Below are 17,058 nucleotides of genomic sequence, written 5' to 3' on the forward strand. Positions count from 1 at the left end.
GCTCCACCGGCATAGCGAACCTCGTGGAACTCTCTCACCTCGTGTCAGCCCCGATAGCCGACATCATTGCGTCCTACGAGGACTCCGAGGGTCGTCCGCTGTTCGCGTTGTGACGTCAGCTAGGAGCCCGTCACAAACCCCAGCACCGTCAGGCCGAAGACGCCGAACAACAGCAGCGTCCCCGCCACGTCCGACACCGGGTTCGCGCCCACCGCCGCCGTCATCACCCCCAGCGATACTGCCAGAGCCACAAACGCCAGTCGCAGACCCAGCAGAAAGCGTTGCCGCACAACAGCGGTGAGCACCGCACTGGGGACGGCCCGCACCACCCACACCAGCGGCACCACCACCGCCAACCCCAGCACGCCAGAGGCGATGCGCGGCAGCACCGTCGGCATTCCGTCGTCGTGCGCGGCCATCACCACGATCAACGCCACCGCGAGGAACACCACCGACGCCGTCGCCATCCGCAGCACCCGCACCAGTGCCAGCCCGACATTGTCAATCACCAACGGGCGCAACGCCGGATTCGCACGATCGGCCGTCAGCAGCCCCCGCACCGCCTGCGTGAGTGTCCCCCACCTCAACCGGCTCACCGCCAGATTATGGTGTGCTACTGCGTGATCGGGCGCGATTCGCAGCGCCTCAAGATACGACTGCTCAGCGGCTTTCGCACCCCAGACCGCGCGGAAGATGTCACCGCGCAACACCAGAGCGTCCGGGTTGGTGGGGTCCAGCTGCAGCGCGTTCTCGAGGACTGCCAACGCCTGCTGATCCTGCCGCGATTCGTGCAGCAGGCTGGCATACGTGTACAGCGCGAGGGACGACCGCGGGTGCTCGCTGACCAGTCGCCACGCCATCGACAACGCGTCAGCGAGCCGGCCCTGCCCGTGCAACGCGAGCGCATAGAGGCGCATCGCATGCTCGTTGGACGGCTCGACGGTCAACACGGACCATGCCGCCGACGCCGCCGTCCCGTAGTCTTTGGCGCCCAGGCTCGCCTGGGCGGAGGCCGTCATCGTGGCAACGTCGGTCATCACCGGAGAATTTTATCGGTGCGCGCACAGGGTGCCTCACACCTCTTGTGAGGACGCACCCCGGCGCGGCCCGCACCCGACACGCGAACGCCACTCGCGCATAGCCACGCCCAGACGGCTGATCTCGTCGCCACCGTGCCCGGCGACGACCGCGGCGTCGGCATAGCGCTTCATCGCCTTCAGTGCGCCCGCGTCGACGCCGCCGCTCTCCGATGTCGCGATCAGATGCGTCAGCGACGCAGCGACCTCGTCGTGCCGGTCCGCCTCCACGCGTTCGGCGATCTCGGTGAAGATCGCGGCAGAATCGAGGCGATCCCCAGCCCGTGCGGCAACAGCTGATCGGGTGTGATGCCCTGGGTTCGAACGATCTCCAGAGCGTGCAGGAAACCGCCTGTGGCAGTCCAGAACACATCGAGCAGCGCCATGTCGTACGCGGCAGCGCCGCAATCTGGTCGGGATCTCGCAGAAGATGCTGACCCAGCACCGCAAGGACCTCCAGGGCATCGCGAGAGCTATCACGAGGTTCCGCGGCGGGTGGAGCACTCGATGACTCCCGACGGCAGTGAGCTCTTGGAAGCCCGTGAGCCGATGGGCAATTGGGCCGAGAAACACATCGGCATGATCTGCGCCGCCGACGCAGGCTAATTCAGCCCCGCTCGGCAAGCCACGTTTCCGCGCGTCGCTTCGACGCCCGCGACAGCCACGCATCCTGAATCAGCTCGCGCAGCTCGGTCACGCCCACCTCGCCAAGACGGCTGGCGCGCACCAGAATCGACAGATGGCCGTTGAAATGGTCCGTCGTGAAGAACGGTGAATCCTGATCCTGTGTGAGCGCGCGCTTGTCGTCCTCGGAGTCCACCCAGATGACAATCACGTCGGCGTAGCGCTCGCCGGTGTCGGGGTCGAATGCATCGGGCCGTGGTGTGCGGAAGAAGACGAAGGACTTGCCGCCGACCTGGTAGATCGGGTTGCCGGCCTTGGGCCCCTCGACGCGGGTGACGTGCGGCATCGACGTCGCGATCTCGTGGACGTCGTGGACGGTGGCGGGGCGGTCACGCACGGCGCTGCAGCTTGTGCAACGTGACGTCGCTCAGCACACCGTCCGCGACACTCGCGGTCATGTAGGTGCAGTGCGGCTGTCGGCGGCGGTCGGTGGGTGATCCCGGATTCAGCAGTCGCAGGCCGCTTTTCGCCGTCGCATCCCACGGAATATGGCTATGCCCGAAGACCAGCACGTCGGTGTCGGGATAATCCCTGGCCATCCGCTCATCGCGACCTGCCGACCCGCCCGTCTCGTGCACGACGGTGAAGCGCAACCCGCCCAGCTCCACGTCGGCGCGTTCGGGCAGCCGGGCGCGCAACTCGTCGCCGTCATTGTTGCCCCAGCACGCGACGAGCCGCTTCGACCGCGCCTCCAGCGCGTCGAGCAGATCGGGTTCGACCCAGTCACCGGCATGGATCACCACGTCGGCGGCGTCGACCGCGTCCCACACCGCTGCGGGCAGGTCTTTCGCCCGCTTTGGCAGGTGTGTGTCGGCGATCAGCAGCAGGCGCACATCTCCAACTTAGAGCCACCCGCCTGCGCGCCAACACACCATGTCGATCTCGACCAGAGCACCGACCGCCAGACCGGTCACGCCGACACAGGTCCGCGACGGCAGCCGGCCCGGGAACCAGGCCACGTACTCGTCATTGAAAGCCTCGTAGTCGGCCCAGTCCATCAGGTAGGCGCGCACCGAGACGACGTCGTCCAAGCCGCCGCCGCACAGTTCGGCGACCCGCGCGAGGTTGCGCATCACCTGTGCGGTCTGGGTGGCCACGTCGTCACCCACCACTGCGCCCGTCACGTCGGTGGGCATTTGCCCTGTCACATAGAGGTTTTCACAGGCGGCAGTGGCGTGCGAGAACGGCGCGACACCCGGCGGCACGCCTTGCTCGGGGGTGAACGTGAACGCCCGGATGCCGCTCACCCCGGGACTCCCGACGAAACGGGTTTCCACCCTGGCGGCGGGTCTTCGCCGACGCGGCCGTCGACGGCTTCCCGGAGGAGGTCGGCATGACCGGTGTGGCGGCCGTACTCCTCGATCAGGTCGCAGAGGAGCCGGCGCAGGCTGGCGTGGTTGCCGTCGTCGTCGTGGATGGCGGCGAGCTGATCGAGACCGCCGCGATCGAGCGCTGCGGCCAGTCGGACGCGGGAGCGTTTCACCGCGTCGTGCCAGAAGCCGTAGAGCTGCTCGGGACAATCCGCGGCGGCGGAGGTGAACTCCCAGCCGTCAGTGCCGTCGTGCAGCGACGTCCACGGTTCGCCGACCGGTTCACCGGTGAGCTTGTCGGTGAACATGTAGTCCTCGCAGAACGCGAGGTGCTTGAGCAGCCCGCCCAACGTCAGGGCGGAGGATCCGACCCTCGCCTTCAGACCGCTGGCGTCGAGGCCGTCGGCCTTCCAGAGAAACGTCGTTCGGAGACGTTCGAGAGCTCCCACGAGATGCTCGACCTCGCTGCCCGCCAATGGCGGCTCCCAGGGAGTGTCGCTGTCGGCCATGACTTCCAGTGTGCGCCCGAAGGGATTCGAACCCCTAACCTTCTGATCCGTAGTCAGATGCTCTATCCGTTGAGCTACGGGCGCTTGGTCGTGCATTCAGTTGTACGTGGCGGAGGCGAGAGGATTTGAACCTCCGGCCCGCTTTAAGGCGGGCAACTCATTAGCAGTGAGTCCCATTCGGCCGCTCTGGCACGCCTCCCGACGTTTACCGCCGCTGCGACAGAGTACACAGGCCCTGCCGTGGGAAGCAAAGCAGATCGACGCGGGCAATAAACTGTCCCGGTGTCCGCTCGTCTTCGCCCCGAACTCGCCGATCTACCCGCCTATACACCGGGCAAGACGGTGCCCGGGGCCATCAAGATCGCCAGCAATGAAACCGTCCACGGTCCTCTGCCCAGCGTGCGGACCGCGATCGAGAAGGCCGTCGGCGGGATCAACCGCTATCCCGACAACGGCTACGTCGAGCTCAAGGAGCGTCTCGCCAAACACGTCAACTTCGCGCCGGAGCACATCTCGGTCGGGTGCGGCTCGGTCAGCCTCTGCCAACAGTTGATCCAGATCACGTCGACCGTCGGCGACGAGGTGCTGTACGGGTGGCGCAGCTTCGAGATCTACCCCCTGCAGGTCCGCACCGCGGGTGCGACGCCGGTGCAGGTTCCGCTGACCGACCAGACCTTCGACCTCGACGCGATGCTCGCCGCGATCACCGACCGCACCCGGCTGATCTTCGTGTGCAACCCGAACAATCCGACCAGCACCGTCGTCGACCCCGACGCGCTTGCCCGGTTCGTGGAGGCTGTCCCGCCGCACATTCTTGTCGTCCTCGACGAGGCCTACATCGAATACGTCCGCGACGGGCTGGTTCCCGACAGCTTCGGGCTCGTCCGCTCCTACAGCAATGTCGTTGTGCTGCGCACCTTTTCGAAGGCCTACGGGCTGGCCGGCCTGCGCATCGGGTACGCCGTCGCCGATCCGGACATCGTCACCGCGCTGTCGAAGGTCTACGTCCCGTTCACCGCAACCAGCGTGTCGCAGGCCGCCGCGATCGCGTGCCTGGACGCCGCCGACGAACTGCTGGAGCGCACCGACGCCGTCGTCGCCGAACGGGCCCGGGTGTCCGCGGCCCTGCGCGACATGGGCTACGACCTGCCACCGTCACAGGCCAACTTCGTCTGGTTGCCGCTGGTCGGTCGGGCCCAGCAGTTCGCGGCCGACGCCGCCAACAACCGCATCATCGTGCGGCCTTACGGTGAGGACGGGGTGCGTATCACCGTCGCATCCGTCGACGAGAACGACATGTTCTGTGAGTTCGCCGGCCGCTGGATAGGAGACGACGCATGACCGCTGTCAGTACTGCACGTGAGACGTTCACCGCGCTGACCGAGCGCACCGACACGCTCACCGACGCCGAGCTCGACGAGTTCTGGGCCACCCTCGCGCCCGCGACCGTCGACTTCATGATCGGCGAGTGGAAGGGCGGCGAATTCCAGACCGGCCACAAGGCCAACGGCTTCATGAACCGGCTGAACTGGTTCGGCAAGACGTTCCACTCGGCCACCGACGCCAAGCCGTTGGTCTGCCTCGACGCCGAGGGCAACAAGTTCTCCAACACCGAGGCCATGGGCGGGGAAGCCAGCCTGTGGATGGAGGAGTTCCGCGGTGAGACCGTCGCCTCGATGGTCTATGACGGCAAGCCCGTGCACGACCACTTCAAGGTCGTCGACGACAACGCCGTCATCGGCATCATGAACGGCAAAGGTGCACTGGACACGAGCTCCGGCACGCCCCGTCACCTGTATTTCTACCTCGAACGGGTATAGCCGCATATCGTGGCCGGGATGAAGATGCACGTGCGGATGACCGCCGCGATGATCGGTCTGGCGGCCGTGCTCGGCACGGCCGCATGCTCCCAGACCACCGAGGGTGTCGTCGCGCAGACCACCGAACCGGGCCCGCCTTTGCCGGGGTCGGATGACAGCCCCACCGGCGAGCCGGGCATGCCCGGGCTGCCGGGTCTGCCGGGTCTCCCGGGCCTGCCGGATATCGACATCCCCAACCTTCCGCTGCCGACGCGAAACACGGACGTGCCCGAGGTGCCCGCGCCGCCGAACGCGTTGTCGATGACGTGCGAGGAGTACAACGACCTCGACGAGGCGACCCGCGTCGCGGTGGTGCGCGAGATCCTCTCCCAGGAGGGCAATCCGCTCGGTCCTGACGGTGAGTTCGTCGGGCAGATCCTCGCCGACGCCGCCTGCCAGTTCCTGCCCAGTGCGACGGTCAGCGAGGTGCTGATGGGCGGCACCGGGGGCTGAACTAGCCTCACACGCATGAGCAGCTACGAGGCCCTGACCGTCGACATCGCCGACCGCGTTGCCCAGGTGACGCTGATCGGCCCCGGTAAAGGCAACGCCATGGGGCCGGCGTTCTGGGCCGAACTTCCCGTGGTGTTCGCCGAGTTGGACGCCGACCCCGAGGTCCGCGCGATCGTGCTCACAGGCTCAGGCAAGAACTTCAGCTACGGCCTCGACCTGGCCGCAATGGGCGGCACCCTGTCGTCCGTGATGGCCGACGGTGCGACGGCCAAACCCCGCGCCGACTTCCACACCCACCTCAAGGGCATGCAGCAGTCCATCACCGCGGTGGCCGACTGCCGCACACCGGTGATCGCCTCGGTCCACGGATGGTGCATCGGCGGCGGCGTCGACCTGATCTCCGCCGTCGACATCCGCTACGCGAGCGCGGACGCGAAGTTCTCGGTGCGCGAGGTGAAGCTCGCGATCGTCGCCGACGTCGGTTCGCTGGCGCGGCTACCGCTGATCCTGTCCGACGGGCACCTGCGCGAACTGGCGTTGACGGGCAAGGACATCGACGCCGCGCGCGCCGAGAAGATCGGACTCGTCAACGACGTCTTCGCCGATGCTGACGCGTCTCTGGCTGCGGCCCGCGCCACGGCGACCGAGATCGCCGCCAACCCGCCGTTGGTGATCCAGGGAATCAAGGACGTGCTCGACGAGCAGCGCACCGCCCAGGTCGCGGCGAGCCTGCGCTATGTGGCGGCCTGGAATTCGGCGTTCCTGCCGTCGAAGGATCTCGGCGAGGGCATCAAGGCGATGTTCGAGAAGCGTGCGCCGGAGTTCACCGGCGAGTAGGTCAGCTTCCTCCACCGCCGCAGCCGCCACCCCCACCGCAGCCTCCGCCGCCACAACCGCCTGCGCTGCAACCACTTCCGCCATGACCCGGAATGCCCCCGGCGGCGTAACCGCCCGCGGCCGCACCTCCGGCGGCGCTGCCGGCAGCCCATCGCTTTTCGTTCCGCTTCTGGTTCTGCCTGCGCAATGCGGCGGCCCGTTGGGTCTTCCATGTCTGCGGTTGATAACGAAGATCTGCCGATTCGCGCCGATATCTTTCGAATGGCGTCTCTTTCGAATGCCTGCGCCGACGGACAAGAAACACGACCGCCGCACCCACCGCCGTAGTCACGACTACGGCCAGAAGGAACAGGCCGACCACAGCCCCCGGGCTCATACGCCGAGGTTACGCCGCGACGAGGTTCCCTACCACGGCGATAATATTTGCCGAGTTAACTATCGGCGTATCGCCGCAGTTCCCTGTCACACCGTGCTCATGGTGTCGACGATGGCCTGGTTGCCGCCATTTCTTTTGGCGTCGTACATGGCCGTGTCCGCGATGTGGACCAACCTGTCGATCGCCCACGACTGATTGGCGACGGTGTCGAAGGGCGCGACCGCGGCGCCGACGCTCGCCGTGATCGAGTGGGGCAGCGCCGCTATCGCCTCACACAGACGTGTCGCCAGGCGTTCCGCGTCCTCCTGCCGGACGATGTCGGTGACGAGGAACTCCTCACCTCCCGCGCGGCCAATGATCGCTGTGGTCGAATTCGCTTGGCGCAGCGCCCATCCGACTGCGGTGAGCACCTGATCTCCGGCGATATGGCCAAACGTGTCGTTGAGCTGTTTGAACTTGTCCAAGTCGATCATGATCATGATCAACCGCAGATCGCCTGCCGGCACCGTGAGCAGCGCTCTGGCCCGCTCGTAGAACGCCCGCCGGTTGAGGACACCTGTCAGCGCATCCTGATCGGAGCGCACGACGTCGGCACCGAGGGTCCGCACCAACGCCTGAACCGCCAGCGGCACACCGGCGCTGACTTCGACGACGACCCAGAATCCCGAGAGTGCGATCTGGCTGGTGAAGCCCGCCTCGACTACGCGGGCCGCACACACCGCGCCTACCACGACCGAGGTCGCCGTACTGCACACGACCGCTTTGGAGCTGTGGAAGATGGCCAGGTAGACGCCGAGTACGACGAGGCCGTTGCAGCTGACGAGTGCTTTGACCGGATCGGCCACCAGGATGCAGCAGACAGAGATGAACCCGCCGCTCATCACGAGCGCCAGCGACTGCCGCCGTGTCGGCCAGCCCCGCAGATACAGCAGCCCGAAACCGATCCCCACCGCGGACGACGCGACGAGGAGAACGATGCTCGCCACGTTCGAGGGATCCGGTGGACCCACCAGCCCGATGGGCATGGGCACCAGCGCTGCACAGAACAGCACCATGAGCCGTCGCGTCGGAACCGCCAGTCCGCGCGCATAGAGGTAGCGGCTCAGCCATTCGAACTGGCCGGACCGCCGCCACCAGCGGGCCAGGAAGCCTTCCAACCCGATCCCTTCATAGGGAGTGGCGGTGGCGGAGGGATTTGAACCCCCGGACGGTGTTAGCCGTCTCTCGCTTTCAAGGCGAGTGCATTAGGCCGCTCTGCCACGCCACCGCCGGACAGTCTAAACGCGGCCGATCTTGGCCGATGTCCCACCGGCCTTCAGGGCCGCACTGATCCGGCGGCAGTTCTCCCCCATCGCTGTGACCTGTGGCCGACTCAACCGGTCCAGGAAGTGCATTCGCACTGCCGCACCGTAGGTTTCCATCGCCGCGGACAATGCCGTTCTCCCCTCCGGCGTGATGCTGGCGAGCACGCCGCGCCCGTCGTCCGGGCTGGCGCCGCGGCAGACGAGCCCCTGCACCTCCAGACGATGGATCTGACGTGTCACCCGGCTGGGCAACGACATCAGCGCTTCTGCGACGTCACCCATCCGGGCCGAGCCGGTCTGCGATTTCGCCAGTAAGTCGAGCAACCGCACATCGTTCAATGTGAGCCCGTGCTCGTCCGACAGCGACCGGTTCATGGTCGCGTACAACCGCAAAGCAGCGTCCAGAAAGTTCTGCCACGCTCTTTGCTCAGCAATGTCAAGACCCGGCGTATCACTCGCCGTTCTTCCCCCGATAATCCCCTCCATCTGCTCATAGTAGGGCCGCGGCGGTATTGCCGGTGGGGAATTCTTCGGGTGTTTCCGCAGCGTAGTAGCGTTGCGTGAATGCAATCGATCGTGGCGGACGCCGCCGGCCAGCTGACCTGGCAGTCTGTGCCGGACCCCGTGCCCGGACCGGGTGAGGTCCAAATCAAGATCGTCGCTGCGGGCGTCAATCGCGCCGATCTTCTCCAGGCGGCGGGAAACTATCCGCCGCCGCCGGGTGCGAGCTCGATTCTGGGTCTGGAGGTGTCGGGAACGATCGCCGCCCTGGGCGACGACGTCTCCCAGTGGTCTGTCGGTCAGCCGGTATGCGCGCTGTTGGCGGGCGGTGGCTACGCCGAACTCGTCAACGTGCCCGCAGGCCAGGTCTTGCCCGTCCCGGACGGCGTTCCGCTGCCACATGCAGCGGGGCTGCCCGAGGTGGCGTGCACCGTCTGGTCGAACGTCGTGATGACCGCCGGCCTGTCGGCGCCCGAACTGTTCCTCGTCCACGGCGGGGCCAGCGGGATCGGCACGCACGCCATCCAGGTCGCAAAGGCGCTGAACTGCCGGGTCGCCGTCACCGCGGGTTCACGCAACAAACTCGATCTGTGCGCCGAATTGGGCGCTGACATCCTCATCGACTACCGCAACCAGGACTTCGTGACGGTCGTTCGAGACGCGGGAGCCGCCGACGTCATCCTCGACATCATGGGCGCGGCCTACCTCGACCGCAACGTCGATTCGCTTGCTAGCGGTGGCCGTCTCGTCATCATCGGCATGCAGGGGGGCGTCAAGGGCGACCTCAACATCGGCAAGCTTCTCGCCAAACGCGGCAGCGTCACCGCGACCGCACTGCGGTCACGCCCGGTCACCGGGCGCGGCAGCAAGAGCGAGATCGTCTCAGCCGTCGCCGCGGAGCTGTGGCCGATGGTCGCCGACGGGCTGGTCCGCCCCATCATCGGCGCAGAGTTCCCCATCACCGAGGCACAGGCCGCCCATGAACTGCTGGAGTCCGGCGACGTGTCCGGGAAAGTTATTCTGCGCGTAGACGTTTAGCCGAGCGAGGCCAGCGCGCGGACGAGCTGGTCGACCTCGGCGGCAGTGCTGTAGTGGGCGAGCCCGATGGTCACCGCCCCGCCGACGTCGTTGACACCGATGACGTCGAGCACCTGGGAGCTCGCGTTGGCGATCGCCAGGATCCCGTTGTCCGCCAGCCGCTGGACGACATGCTCGGCGGGCACATTGTCGATCGCGAAACTCAGCACCGGGATCCGGTCCTCGGGGCCGCCGATGACCGTGACCGTCGGCAGCGAGCGCAGCGACGTCACGAGGTAGTCGAAAAGCCCGCTCATGTACGCCGCGGCCGACTGCATCGACACCGACAGCCGCTCCCGACGAGATCCCTGCGCGGAATCATCCAGCCCGGCAAGGTATTCGATGCTGGCCACGACTCCGGCGAGCATCCCGAACTGATGCGAACCCAGTTCGAGGCGTTCCGCACCCGTGGCGGAAGGGGCGAGAGACACCGACCCGAACGAGTCGATGATCGAGGGGTCACGGAACACCAGCGCCCCGATCGGCGGCCCGCCCCACGCAAGGGCGTTCACCGCGACCACGTCGGCTTCGGTCTCGTTGATGTCGATGAGCCGGTACGGCGCCGCCGCGGAGTGGTCGACGATGACCAAGCCACCGACCTCGTGCGAGAGCTTGGTGACCTCGCGCAACTCCGTCACGGTGCCCAACGTCGACGACGCCGAGGTGATCGCCACCATCCGGGTCGGCCGGGTGATCAGACCTTCCCACTGCCAGGTGGGGAGCTCGCCGGTCTCGATGTCGACTTCGGCCCACTTCACCTTGGCACCGAAGCGGTTTGCCGCACGCAGCCACGGTGCGATGTTCGCCTCGTCGTCGAGGCGTGTCACCACCAACTCGTAGCCGAGGCCCAGCCGCACGGACGCGGCGTCGGCGAGTGAGGTCAGCAACAGTGCGCGGTCGGCACCGAGTACGACACCGGACGGGTCGGCACCGACGAGATCGGCGACCGCCTGGCGGGCCGCGGCCAGCACCGCGGCGCTACGCCGTGCCGCCGGATGCGCACTGGACGTCGTCGGCATCGAGCCACGGAACGCCGTCGAGACGGCGCGACCCACGGAATCGGGCAGCAACATCCCGTTCTGGGCATCCATATGGACCCAGCCATCGCCCAGCGACGGGTGCAAACCACGCACCCGGGCGACGTCGTATGCCATGCCAGCCCACCTTAGTGCGTCGTGGAAACTCGCCGTACCACCCGATTTTCCGGACGGCGCGACGGCTGTCCAGCCTCGCTGTTTACCGCCCGCGCCCGATAAAGCGCGAGTCATCTGCGCAGCCATACTAGTCGAGCCGGCCTCCGCGATGGAGCTCCAGTGGCCCCCCGTTGCCCGGCAAAGCCGTCGGCAATCTGCAATTGTGGCTAACGAAATCGCTGGCCAGCGCGGGTCCAACCATGGGCTGGATCACAGCGCAGTGCAGCGGGCGGTACCGGGTTTGCGGGTTCGACGCACCAGGCTCGCTCGCTGGACAATTCAGGTTCGTGCGAGAAGATCTACGACGACGGCGCTGAGCCCGGACGCAACAGGCGAGAAAAGCTGGGGCACTCTTAGAGACATGGCTACCAATTCCGACGATGACCAGATCGAGATCATCGGCAGTGACGACGTCGCGGGCGAGATGGACATCGAGCGCGGCGGTGACGGCAAGTCGCTGACCGACCTCGTCGAACAGCCCGCCAAGGTGATGCGGATCGGCACGATGATCAAGCAACTGCTCGAAGAGGTTCGGGCCGCGCCGCTGGACGAGGCGAGCCGTGGCCGGCTGCGCGACATCCACCGCACGAGCATCCGCGAGCTGGAGGACGGCCTCGCTCCCGAACTGCGTGACGAACTCGAGCGGCTCACGCTGCCCTTCACCGAGGAGGGGGTGCCGTCGGACTCCGAGCTGCGCATCGCCCAGGCTCAGCTGGTCGGCTGGCTGGAGGGCCTCTTCCACGGCATCCAGACCGCGCTGTTCGCCCAGCAGATGGCGGCGCGTCAGCAGCTGGAGCAGATGCGCCAGGGTGCGTTGCCGCCCGGTGTGGGCGTACCGGGCCAGCGCGGTCCGGGTCATCCGGGAACCGGTCAGTACCTGTGAGAGCCGCGTGACGAGCCCGGACGACGAACCGTTCATCGAGACCCGCGACGCGTGGGTCGAATTCCCCATCTTCGATGCGAAGACGCGATCGCTGAAGAAGGCGTTCCTCGGCAAGGCCGGCGGCGCGATCGGACGCAACGAGTCCAACGTCGTGGTCATCGAGGCGTTGCGTGACATCACGCTGTCGCTGAAGATGGGCGACCGCGTCGGCCTGGTCGGCCACAACGGTGCGGGCAAGTCGACGCTGCTGCGGCTTCTGTCGGGCATCTATGAGCCCACCAGAGGGGTCGCGTCGGTGCGCGGCCGCGTCGCTCCCGTCTTCGACCTGGGCGTCGGCATGGACCCCGAGATCTCCGGCTTCGAGAACATCCTCATCCGCGGCCTGTTCCTCGGGCAGACGCGCAAGCAGATGCTGGCGAAAGTCGACGAGATCGCCGAGTTCACCGAACTCGGCGACTACTTGCAGATGCCGCTGCGGACCTACTCGACGGGCATGCGGGTGCGGCTGGCCATGGGCGTGGTGACGAGCATCGACCCAGAGATCCTGCTTCTCGACGAAGGCATCGGCGCCGTCGACGCGGACTTTCTGAAGAAGGCGCAGACGCGACTGGCCGACCTGGTGTCCCGGTCCGGGATTCTGGTGTTCGCCAGCCACTCCAACGAATTCCTCGCCAGGCTCTGCAACACCGCGATGTGGATCGACCACGGCACCATCAAGATGGAGGGCGGCATCGAGGACGTCGTGCGCGCCTACGAGGGTGAGGACGCCGCACGCCACGTCCGCGAGGTCCTCGAGGAGAACAAGCGGGAGAACCGGTCTGCATGACAGACCGGATCATTACCGTCGTCGTCACGCACCGGCGCCCCGACGAACTCGCGAAATCTCTCGGCGTACTGGTCAGCCAGAGCCGCCTGCCCGACCACCTGATCGTCGTCGACAACGACGACGACCCTGTCGTCCGTGATCTCGTTGCAGGACAACCGATTCCGACGACCTATGTGGGTTCGCAGCGAAACCTCGGAGGCGCGGGCGGTTTCGCTCTCGGCATGTTGCATGCACTGAGCATGGGAGCCGACTGGGTCTGGCTGGCCGACGACGACGGGCGCCCGCAGGACTCCGAGGTGCTCGCCACGCTGCTGGCCTGCGCCGAGCAGCACGGGCTGGCGCAGGTGTCGCCGATGATCTGCGATCTGGACAATCCCGACAAGCTTGCGTTCCCGCTGCGCCGCGGCATCGTCTGGCGCCGCTGGGTGAGCGAACTGCGCACCGACGCCGAACTTCCGGACTTCATGCCCGGCATCTCGCATCTGTTCAACGGTGCGCTGTTTCGTGCGGACACGATCGACGTCGTCGGTGTGCCTGATCTTCGACTGTTCTTCCGGGGCGACGAAACCGAAGTCCACCGTCGGCTGCTGCGCTCCGGTTTGCCCTTCGGCACCTGCCTGCAGGCGGTCTACCTGCACCCGCAGGGCAGCGACGAGTTCAAGCCCATCCTGGGTGGCCGTATGCACACGCAGTACCCGGAGAACGAGACGAAGCGCTACTACACCTACCGCAACCGCGGCTACCTGCAGTCTCAGCCCGGAATGCGCAAGCTCATCCCTCAGGAATGGCTGCGCTTCGGCTGGTACTTTCTGGTGTCCAGGCGGGATGCCGCCGGGTTCAGAGAATGGATTCGGTTGCGGCGCTTGGGCCGACGCGAGAGGTTCACGAGAAGATGACCATCATGGACGCCGCCGCGCAGTCCAGGACGTTCTCCCGGGCGTGGGGCGACCTCGTCTCGGGATTCGGCAAGCGCGAGCTCTGGCTGCATCTCGGCTGGCAGGACATCAAGCAGCGCTACCGCCGATCCGTGCTGGGCCCGTTCTGGATCACCATCGCCACCGGCACCACCGCCGTCGCGATGGGCGGGCTGTACTCGATGCTGTTCAAACTCGAACTGTCCGAACATCTTCCCTACGTCACGCTCGGGCTGATCGTCTGGAATCTGATCAACGCGTCGATTCTCGAGGGCGCGGAGGTGTTCATCGCCAACGAGGGGTTGATCAAACAGCTTCCGACCCCGCTGTCGGTGCACGTCTACCGGCTCGTGTGGCGACAGATGATCCTGTTCGCGCACAACGTCATCATTTTCGTCGTCATCGCGATCATCTACCCGAAACCATGGAAATGGACCGACCTCGCCGTCATCCCCGCGCTGGGGCTGATCGCGCTCAATTGTGTCTGGGTCGCACTGTGTTTCGGAATTCTGGCGACCCGCTACCGCGACATCAGCCCGCTGCTCGGCAGCCTCGTGCAGCTGCTGTTCTTCATGACACCGATCATCTGGAACGAGTCGACGCTGCAAGCCCAGGGCGCCGGCGGTTGGGCCAAGATCGTCGAACTCAACCCGCTGCTGCACTATCTCGACATCGTCCGCGCGCCACTGCTGGGAGCCGATCAGGAGCTGCGGCACTGGGTCGTGGTCATCGTGCTGACGATCGTCGGATGGGGGTTCGCGGCGCTGGCGATGCGTCAGTACCGCGCCCGCGTGCCGTACTGGGTCTGACCTCTCAGCTGCTCAGCCCAGTGGCCTCGGGCTCAGGCCCGAAGACGAAGCGGCGTCCCGTCACCGTCTGCGGCGTGATGCGCACGAAGCGCTCCTTCTGGGTGGCGATCCAAGGATAGAGTCCTGCGCGGCGCGCTTCGGCAAGGTCGTTCGCCGTCGCCAGGAGGCGGGCCTTGCCGCGGACGATGACGCTCCACCCTTCGACGACGTTGTGGTCGTCGGCCTCGAAGATCACGTATTCGTTGAGCGCGGCGGTCAGCAGCTTGGTGCCCTCCGCCGTCCGGAACAGCAGGGTCTTGTTCTGTACGACGAAGTTCACGGGGAAGATCTCGGTCCAGCCGTTGACGGTCGTCACGAGCCGGCCCAGCGATACCGCCCCCAACTGGTTCCAGCTCTCGGTCTCGGTGAGCTCGGTGACCGGTACATCCGATGTCGTTGTCACGTCCATGAGTCTCATGCTTCTCGGCCGTCAGGCGCGGCTCTAGAGTCCAATGGCACTTCTGGCAGATGTCAGCGCCGCGGGATCTCCGCGTGGACCGCGACGTTGATGCGGTTCCACGCGTTGATGGTGACCGCCAGTGCGATGACCTGTCCGAGTTCCCGGTCGGAGAACGCGCCTGCAGCATCCTCGTAGACGTCGTCGGGCACACCGTCGGAGCCCAGCTCGGTGATGGCTTCCGTCAGCGCGAGTGCGGCCCTTTCGGTCTCGTCGAACAGGTCGCCGGCCTCCGTCCACGCGGACAGGACGTCGAGCTTCTGCTCACTGACGCCCATCTTGCGGGCGTCGCGGGTATGCATGTCGAGGCAGAAGGCGCAGCGATTGATCTGCGAGGCGCGGATCTTGATGAGCTCACCGAGCTCGGGGTCGACGTCTTTGGCCGAAGCCGCCGACAGCGTCATCATCGCGTCGAACAGCTCGGGGTTGGTCTTGTAGATCTTGATGCGGCTCTGGGTGGTGTGTGTCTGTGTCATGCCTTCGACGCTAGTGCGGATTAGCCCATCAAGATGGTTCAATTCTGGAGTGGATTCGTGGGCCAATTCCGGTGCGCGGGACTTGCACCTGGACCTTCGCGCGGCGCTGACGCCCGGCGCGAGGGGGACGAAGGACGCACTCATCGCGGCGTTGCGCGACGCCGCACGGTCCGGTCGCCTGGCGCCCAAAACCCTGCTCCCGCCGGCCCGATCGCTGGCCTCAGATCTGGGATTGGCCCGCAACACCGTCGCCGACGCGTACGCCGAGTTGGTGGCGGAAGGTTGGCTCGCCTCCCGACAGGGCGCAGGCACATGGGTGGTCGGCTCCCCTGCTGCGTCGCCGCCATCGCGTCCGTCGCGGCCCTACGGCGCGCGTGTCACGCCGGTGCACAACCTGATGCCGGGCTCGCCCGACGTCGCCGAATTCCCGCGCGTGCAGTGGGCGGCCTGCATGCGCAAGGCTCTGGCCAACGCGCCCACGGAGGCCCTGCGGATGGGAGATCCTCGCGGACGTCCCGAATTGCGTTCCGCCCTGGCCGAATATCTCGCTCGCGCACGCGGAGTGCGAGCGACTCCGGAATCGATCGTGATCTGCGCCGGCGTCCGCCACGCTGTGGAACTCCTCGTCCGCACCCTCGGCGGCCCCGTAGCCGTCGAGTCCTACGGACTGTTCTTGTTCCGCGACGCGATCTCCGCCTGCGGTGTGCCGACGGTGCCGATCAGTGTCGACGAAAAAGGCGCCGTGGTCAGCGAACTCGGCGACTGCGATGTCGCATCCGCGCTCCTCACACCCGCGCACCACAATCCGTTGGGGATGCCGTTGCACTCGACACGACGGACGGCGGTACTCGAATGGGCCGAGCAGACAAGCCGTTTCGTTCTCGAAGACGACTACGACGGCGAGTTCCGATATGACCGCCAGCCTGTGGGGGCACTGCAGGCGTTGCGGCCCGAGCGCGTCGCCTACCTCGGATCGACGAGCAAGAGCTTGTCGCAGGTGTTGCGGCTTGGCTGGATGGTGCTGCCCGAACGACTCATCGATCCCGTGGTCAGCGCGGCGGGGGGCCACCAGTTCTATGTCGACGCGATATCTCAACTGACACTCGGTGAGTTCATCGCCGCGGGCTATTACGACCGGCATATCCGGCGGATGCGCACACGGTATCGACGGCGACGCGACGTTCTCGTCTCCGCGCTGTCCCCTTTCCGGGTGTCGGTCAGCGGTCTGGCCGCCGGCGTGAATGCTCTCGTGATGCTGCCCGACGGCGCAGAGCCGGAGGTGATGCGGCGAGCGGGCGAGGCCGGAATCGCCCTGTCGGGGCTGTCGATCATGCGACATCCCCAGGCGGCCCCCACCGTCTGGGACCGCGACGGGCTCGTGGTCGGGTTCGCCGCGCCGGCCGAACATGCTTTTCCCGCAGCGGTTTCCGCGTTACGCGACGTGCTGCGGTCGAGCGGGCTGTAGCTTGAGACTT

At 66.4% G+C, this 17,058-nt stretch carries 22 protein-coding genes, 3 tRNA genes and 1 pseudogene; 11 read left to right on the top strand and 15 right to left on the bottom strand.

Features of this window, described 5'->3' with window-relative positions; all coding sequences use genetic code 11:
- Positions 1 to 119: 119 nt before the first annotated feature.
- Genes P9A17_RS27135 through P9A17_RS33265 form a run of 3 tightly spaced genes read right to left on the bottom strand, consistent with a single transcriptional unit; the run spans position 120 to position 1,462 of the window.
- Positions 120 to 1,037, bottom strand: a complete 918-nt coding sequence (locus P9A17_RS27135) for a hypothetical protein (protein ID WP_278041868.1) — start codon at positions 1,035 to 1,037, stop codon at positions 120 to 122.
- 36 nt (positions 1,038 to 1,073) lie between these two features.
- Complete coding sequence (locus tag P9A17_RS27140; RefSeq protein ID WP_278041869.1) at positions 1,074 to 1,307, bottom strand: hypothetical protein; 234 nt, start codon at positions 1,305 to 1,307, stop codon at positions 1,074 to 1,076.
- Entirely contained in the window at positions 1,268 to 1,462 is a 195-nt protein-coding gene (locus tag P9A17_RS33265) for a hypothetical protein (RefSeq protein WP_347403863.1), read from the bottom strand. Before P9A17_RS33265 ends, P9A17_RS27140 begins: the two co-directional genes overlap by 40 nt.
- 17 nt (positions 1,463 to 1,479) lie before the next feature.
- Here P9A17_RS33265 and P9A17_RS27145 point away from each other — a divergent pair.
- A pseudogene (locus P9A17_RS27145) lies at positions 1,480 to 1,682 on the top strand (winged helix-turn-helix transcriptional regulator); the annotation flags it as partial.
- A 1-nt stretch (position 1,683) separates the two neighbouring features.
- Here P9A17_RS27145 and P9A17_RS27150 read toward each other — a convergent pair.
- The 6 genes from P9A17_RS27150 to P9A17_RS27175 all read right to left on the bottom strand — a co-directional run bounded on the left by P9A17_RS27150 (position 1,684) and on the right by P9A17_RS27175 (position 3,778).
- Positions 1,684 to 2,097 (bottom strand): MmcQ/YjbR family DNA-binding protein, encoded by a 414-nt coding sequence (locus P9A17_RS27150; protein WP_278041870.1) that lies wholly within the window; start codon positions 2,095 to 2,097, stop codon positions 1,684 to 1,686.
- Positions 2,090 to 2,593: a metallophosphoesterase gene (locus tag P9A17_RS27155; protein WP_278041871.1), complete on the bottom strand. Its 504-nt coding sequence runs from the start codon at positions 2,591 to 2,593 to the stop codon at positions 2,090 to 2,092. The genes P9A17_RS27150 and P9A17_RS27155 overlap by 8 nt, the downstream gene beginning before the upstream one ends.
- 9 nt (positions 2,594 to 2,602) lie before the next feature.
- Complete coding sequence (locus P9A17_RS27160) at positions 2,603 to 3,007, bottom strand: RidA family protein (RefSeq protein WP_278041872.1); 405 nt, start codon at positions 3,005 to 3,007, stop codon at positions 2,603 to 2,605.
- The gene (locus tag P9A17_RS27165) at positions 3,004 to 3,579 is read right to left on the bottom strand and encodes a DUF664 domain-containing protein (protein WP_278041873.1); all 576 of its coding nucleotides are present in this window, start codon (positions 3,577 to 3,579) and stop codon (positions 3,004 to 3,006) included. The genes P9A17_RS27160 and P9A17_RS27165 overlap by 4 nt, the downstream gene beginning before the upstream one ends.
- An 11-nt stretch (positions 3,580 to 3,590) precedes the next feature.
- Positions 3,591 to 3,663: transfer RNA gene (locus P9A17_RS27170), tRNA-Arg, on the bottom strand.
- 23 nt (positions 3,664 to 3,686) lie between these two features.
- Positions 3,687 to 3,778: transfer RNA gene (locus P9A17_RS27175), tRNA-Ser, on the bottom strand.
- Between the two features lie 83 nt (positions 3,779 to 3,861).
- On the opposite strand from P9A17_RS27175, the gene hisC reads away from it, so the two are divergent.
- The 4 genes from hisC to P9A17_RS27195 are packed head-to-tail and all read left to right on the top strand — an operon-like array spanning position 3,862 to position 6,728.
- Complete coding sequence (gene hisC / locus P9A17_RS27180) at positions 3,862 to 4,920, top strand: histidinol-phosphate transaminase (RefSeq protein WP_278041874.1); 1,059 nt, start codon at positions 3,862 to 3,864, stop codon at positions 4,918 to 4,920.
- Positions 4,917 to 5,399: a DUF4334 domain-containing protein gene (locus P9A17_RS27185; RefSeq protein ID WP_278041875.1), complete on the top strand. Its 483-nt coding sequence runs from the start codon at positions 4,917 to 4,919 to the stop codon at positions 5,397 to 5,399. The genes hisC and P9A17_RS27185 overlap by 4 nt, the downstream gene beginning before the upstream one ends.
- An 18-nt stretch (positions 5,400 to 5,417) precedes the next feature.
- A complete protein-coding gene (locus P9A17_RS27190) occupies positions 5,418 to 5,891 on the top strand; it encodes a hypothetical protein (protein WP_278041876.1) in 474 nt (157 codons plus the stop codon).
- Between the two features lie 15 nt (positions 5,892 to 5,906).
- Positions 5,907 to 6,728 carry a crotonase/enoyl-CoA hydratase family protein gene (locus P9A17_RS27195; RefSeq protein WP_278041877.1) on the top strand — a complete coding sequence of 274 codons (822 nt, stop codon included), beginning with the start codon at positions 5,907 to 5,909 and terminating at the stop codon, positions 6,726 to 6,728.
- A 462-nt stretch (positions 6,729 to 7,190) separates the two neighbouring features.
- On the opposite strand, the gene P9A17_RS27200 is transcribed toward P9A17_RS27195, so the two are convergent.
- The 3 genes from P9A17_RS27200 to P9A17_RS27210 form a co-directional block, all read right to left on the bottom strand.
- A complete protein-coding gene (locus P9A17_RS27200; RefSeq protein WP_278041878.1) occupies positions 7,191 to 8,261 on the bottom strand; it encodes a GGDEF domain-containing protein in 1,071 nt (356 codons plus the stop codon).
- A 20-nt stretch (positions 8,262 to 8,281) separates the two neighbouring features.
- Positions 8,282 to 8,371, bottom strand: a tRNA-Ser gene (locus tag P9A17_RS27205).
- 10 nt (positions 8,372 to 8,381) lie between these two features.
- Entirely contained in the window at positions 8,382 to 8,894 is a 513-nt protein-coding gene (locus P9A17_RS27210; RefSeq protein ID WP_278041879.1) for a MarR family transcriptional regulator, read from the bottom strand.
- 78 nt (positions 8,895 to 8,972) lie between these two features.
- Between P9A17_RS27210 and P9A17_RS27215 the strand changes: the two genes are divergently transcribed.
- Positions 8,973 to 9,947: an NAD(P)H-quinone oxidoreductase gene (locus tag P9A17_RS27215; protein WP_278041880.1), complete on the top strand. Its 975-nt coding sequence runs from the start codon at positions 8,973 to 8,975 to the stop codon at positions 9,945 to 9,947.
- Here P9A17_RS27215 and P9A17_RS27220 read toward each other — a convergent pair.
- Complete coding sequence (locus P9A17_RS27220) at positions 9,944 to 11,140, bottom strand: cysteine desulfurase-like protein (protein ID WP_278041881.1); 1,197 nt, start codon at positions 11,138 to 11,140, stop codon at positions 9,944 to 9,946. The two genes, P9A17_RS27215 and P9A17_RS27220, sit on opposite strands and share 4 nt — an antisense overlap.
- 400 nt (positions 11,141 to 11,540) lie before the next feature.
- On the opposite strand from P9A17_RS27220, the gene P9A17_RS27225 reads away from it, so the two are divergent.
- Genes P9A17_RS27225 through P9A17_RS27240 form a run of 4 tightly spaced genes read left to right on the top strand, consistent with a single transcriptional unit; the run spans position 11,541 to position 14,611 of the window.
- Complete coding sequence (locus P9A17_RS27225) at positions 11,541 to 12,062, top strand: bacterial proteasome activator family protein (RefSeq protein ID WP_278041882.1); 522 nt, start codon at positions 11,541 to 11,543, stop codon at positions 12,060 to 12,062.
- Between the two features lie 7 nt (positions 12,063 to 12,069).
- Positions 12,070 to 12,888 (top strand): ABC transporter ATP-binding protein, encoded by an 819-nt coding sequence (locus tag P9A17_RS27230; protein ID WP_278041883.1) that lies wholly within the window; start codon positions 12,070 to 12,072, stop codon positions 12,886 to 12,888.
- On the top strand, positions 12,885 to 13,784 hold the full coding sequence (locus tag P9A17_RS27235; protein WP_278041884.1) for a glycosyltransferase family 2 protein: 900 nt from the start codon (positions 12,885 to 12,887) through the stop codon (positions 13,782 to 13,784). Before P9A17_RS27230 ends, P9A17_RS27235 begins: the two co-directional genes overlap by 4 nt.
- Entirely contained in the window at positions 13,781 to 14,611 is an 831-nt protein-coding gene (locus P9A17_RS27240; protein ID WP_278041885.1) for an ABC transporter permease, read from the top strand. Before P9A17_RS27235 ends, P9A17_RS27240 begins: the two co-directional genes overlap by 4 nt.
- 4 nt (positions 14,612 to 14,615) lie before the next feature.
- Here the strand turns inward: P9A17_RS27240 and P9A17_RS27245 are convergent, their stop codons facing one another.
- The gene (locus P9A17_RS27245; protein WP_278041886.1) at positions 14,616 to 15,059 is read right to left on the bottom strand and encodes a pyridoxamine 5'-phosphate oxidase family protein; all 444 of its coding nucleotides are present in this window, start codon (positions 15,057 to 15,059) and stop codon (positions 14,616 to 14,618) included.
- 62 nt (positions 15,060 to 15,121) lie between these two features.
- The gene (locus P9A17_RS27250; protein ID WP_278041887.1) at positions 15,122 to 15,583 is read right to left on the bottom strand and encodes a carboxymuconolactone decarboxylase family protein; all 462 of its coding nucleotides are present in this window, start codon (positions 15,581 to 15,583) and stop codon (positions 15,122 to 15,124) included.
- Positions 15,584 to 15,632: 49 nt separating this feature from the next.
- On the opposite strand from P9A17_RS27250, the gene P9A17_RS27255 reads away from it, so the two are divergent.
- Positions 15,633 to 17,048, top strand: a complete 1,416-nt coding sequence (locus P9A17_RS27255; protein WP_278041888.1) for a PLP-dependent aminotransferase family protein — start codon at positions 15,633 to 15,635, stop codon at positions 17,046 to 17,048.
- Positions 17,049 to 17,058: the final 10 nt, after the last annotated feature.

Origin of the sequence: Mycobacterium sp. 236(2023), assembly GCF_029623955.1 — a bacterium.
Classification (GTDB): Bacteria; Actinomycetota; Actinomycetes; order Mycobacteriales; family Mycobacteriaceae; genus Mycobacterium.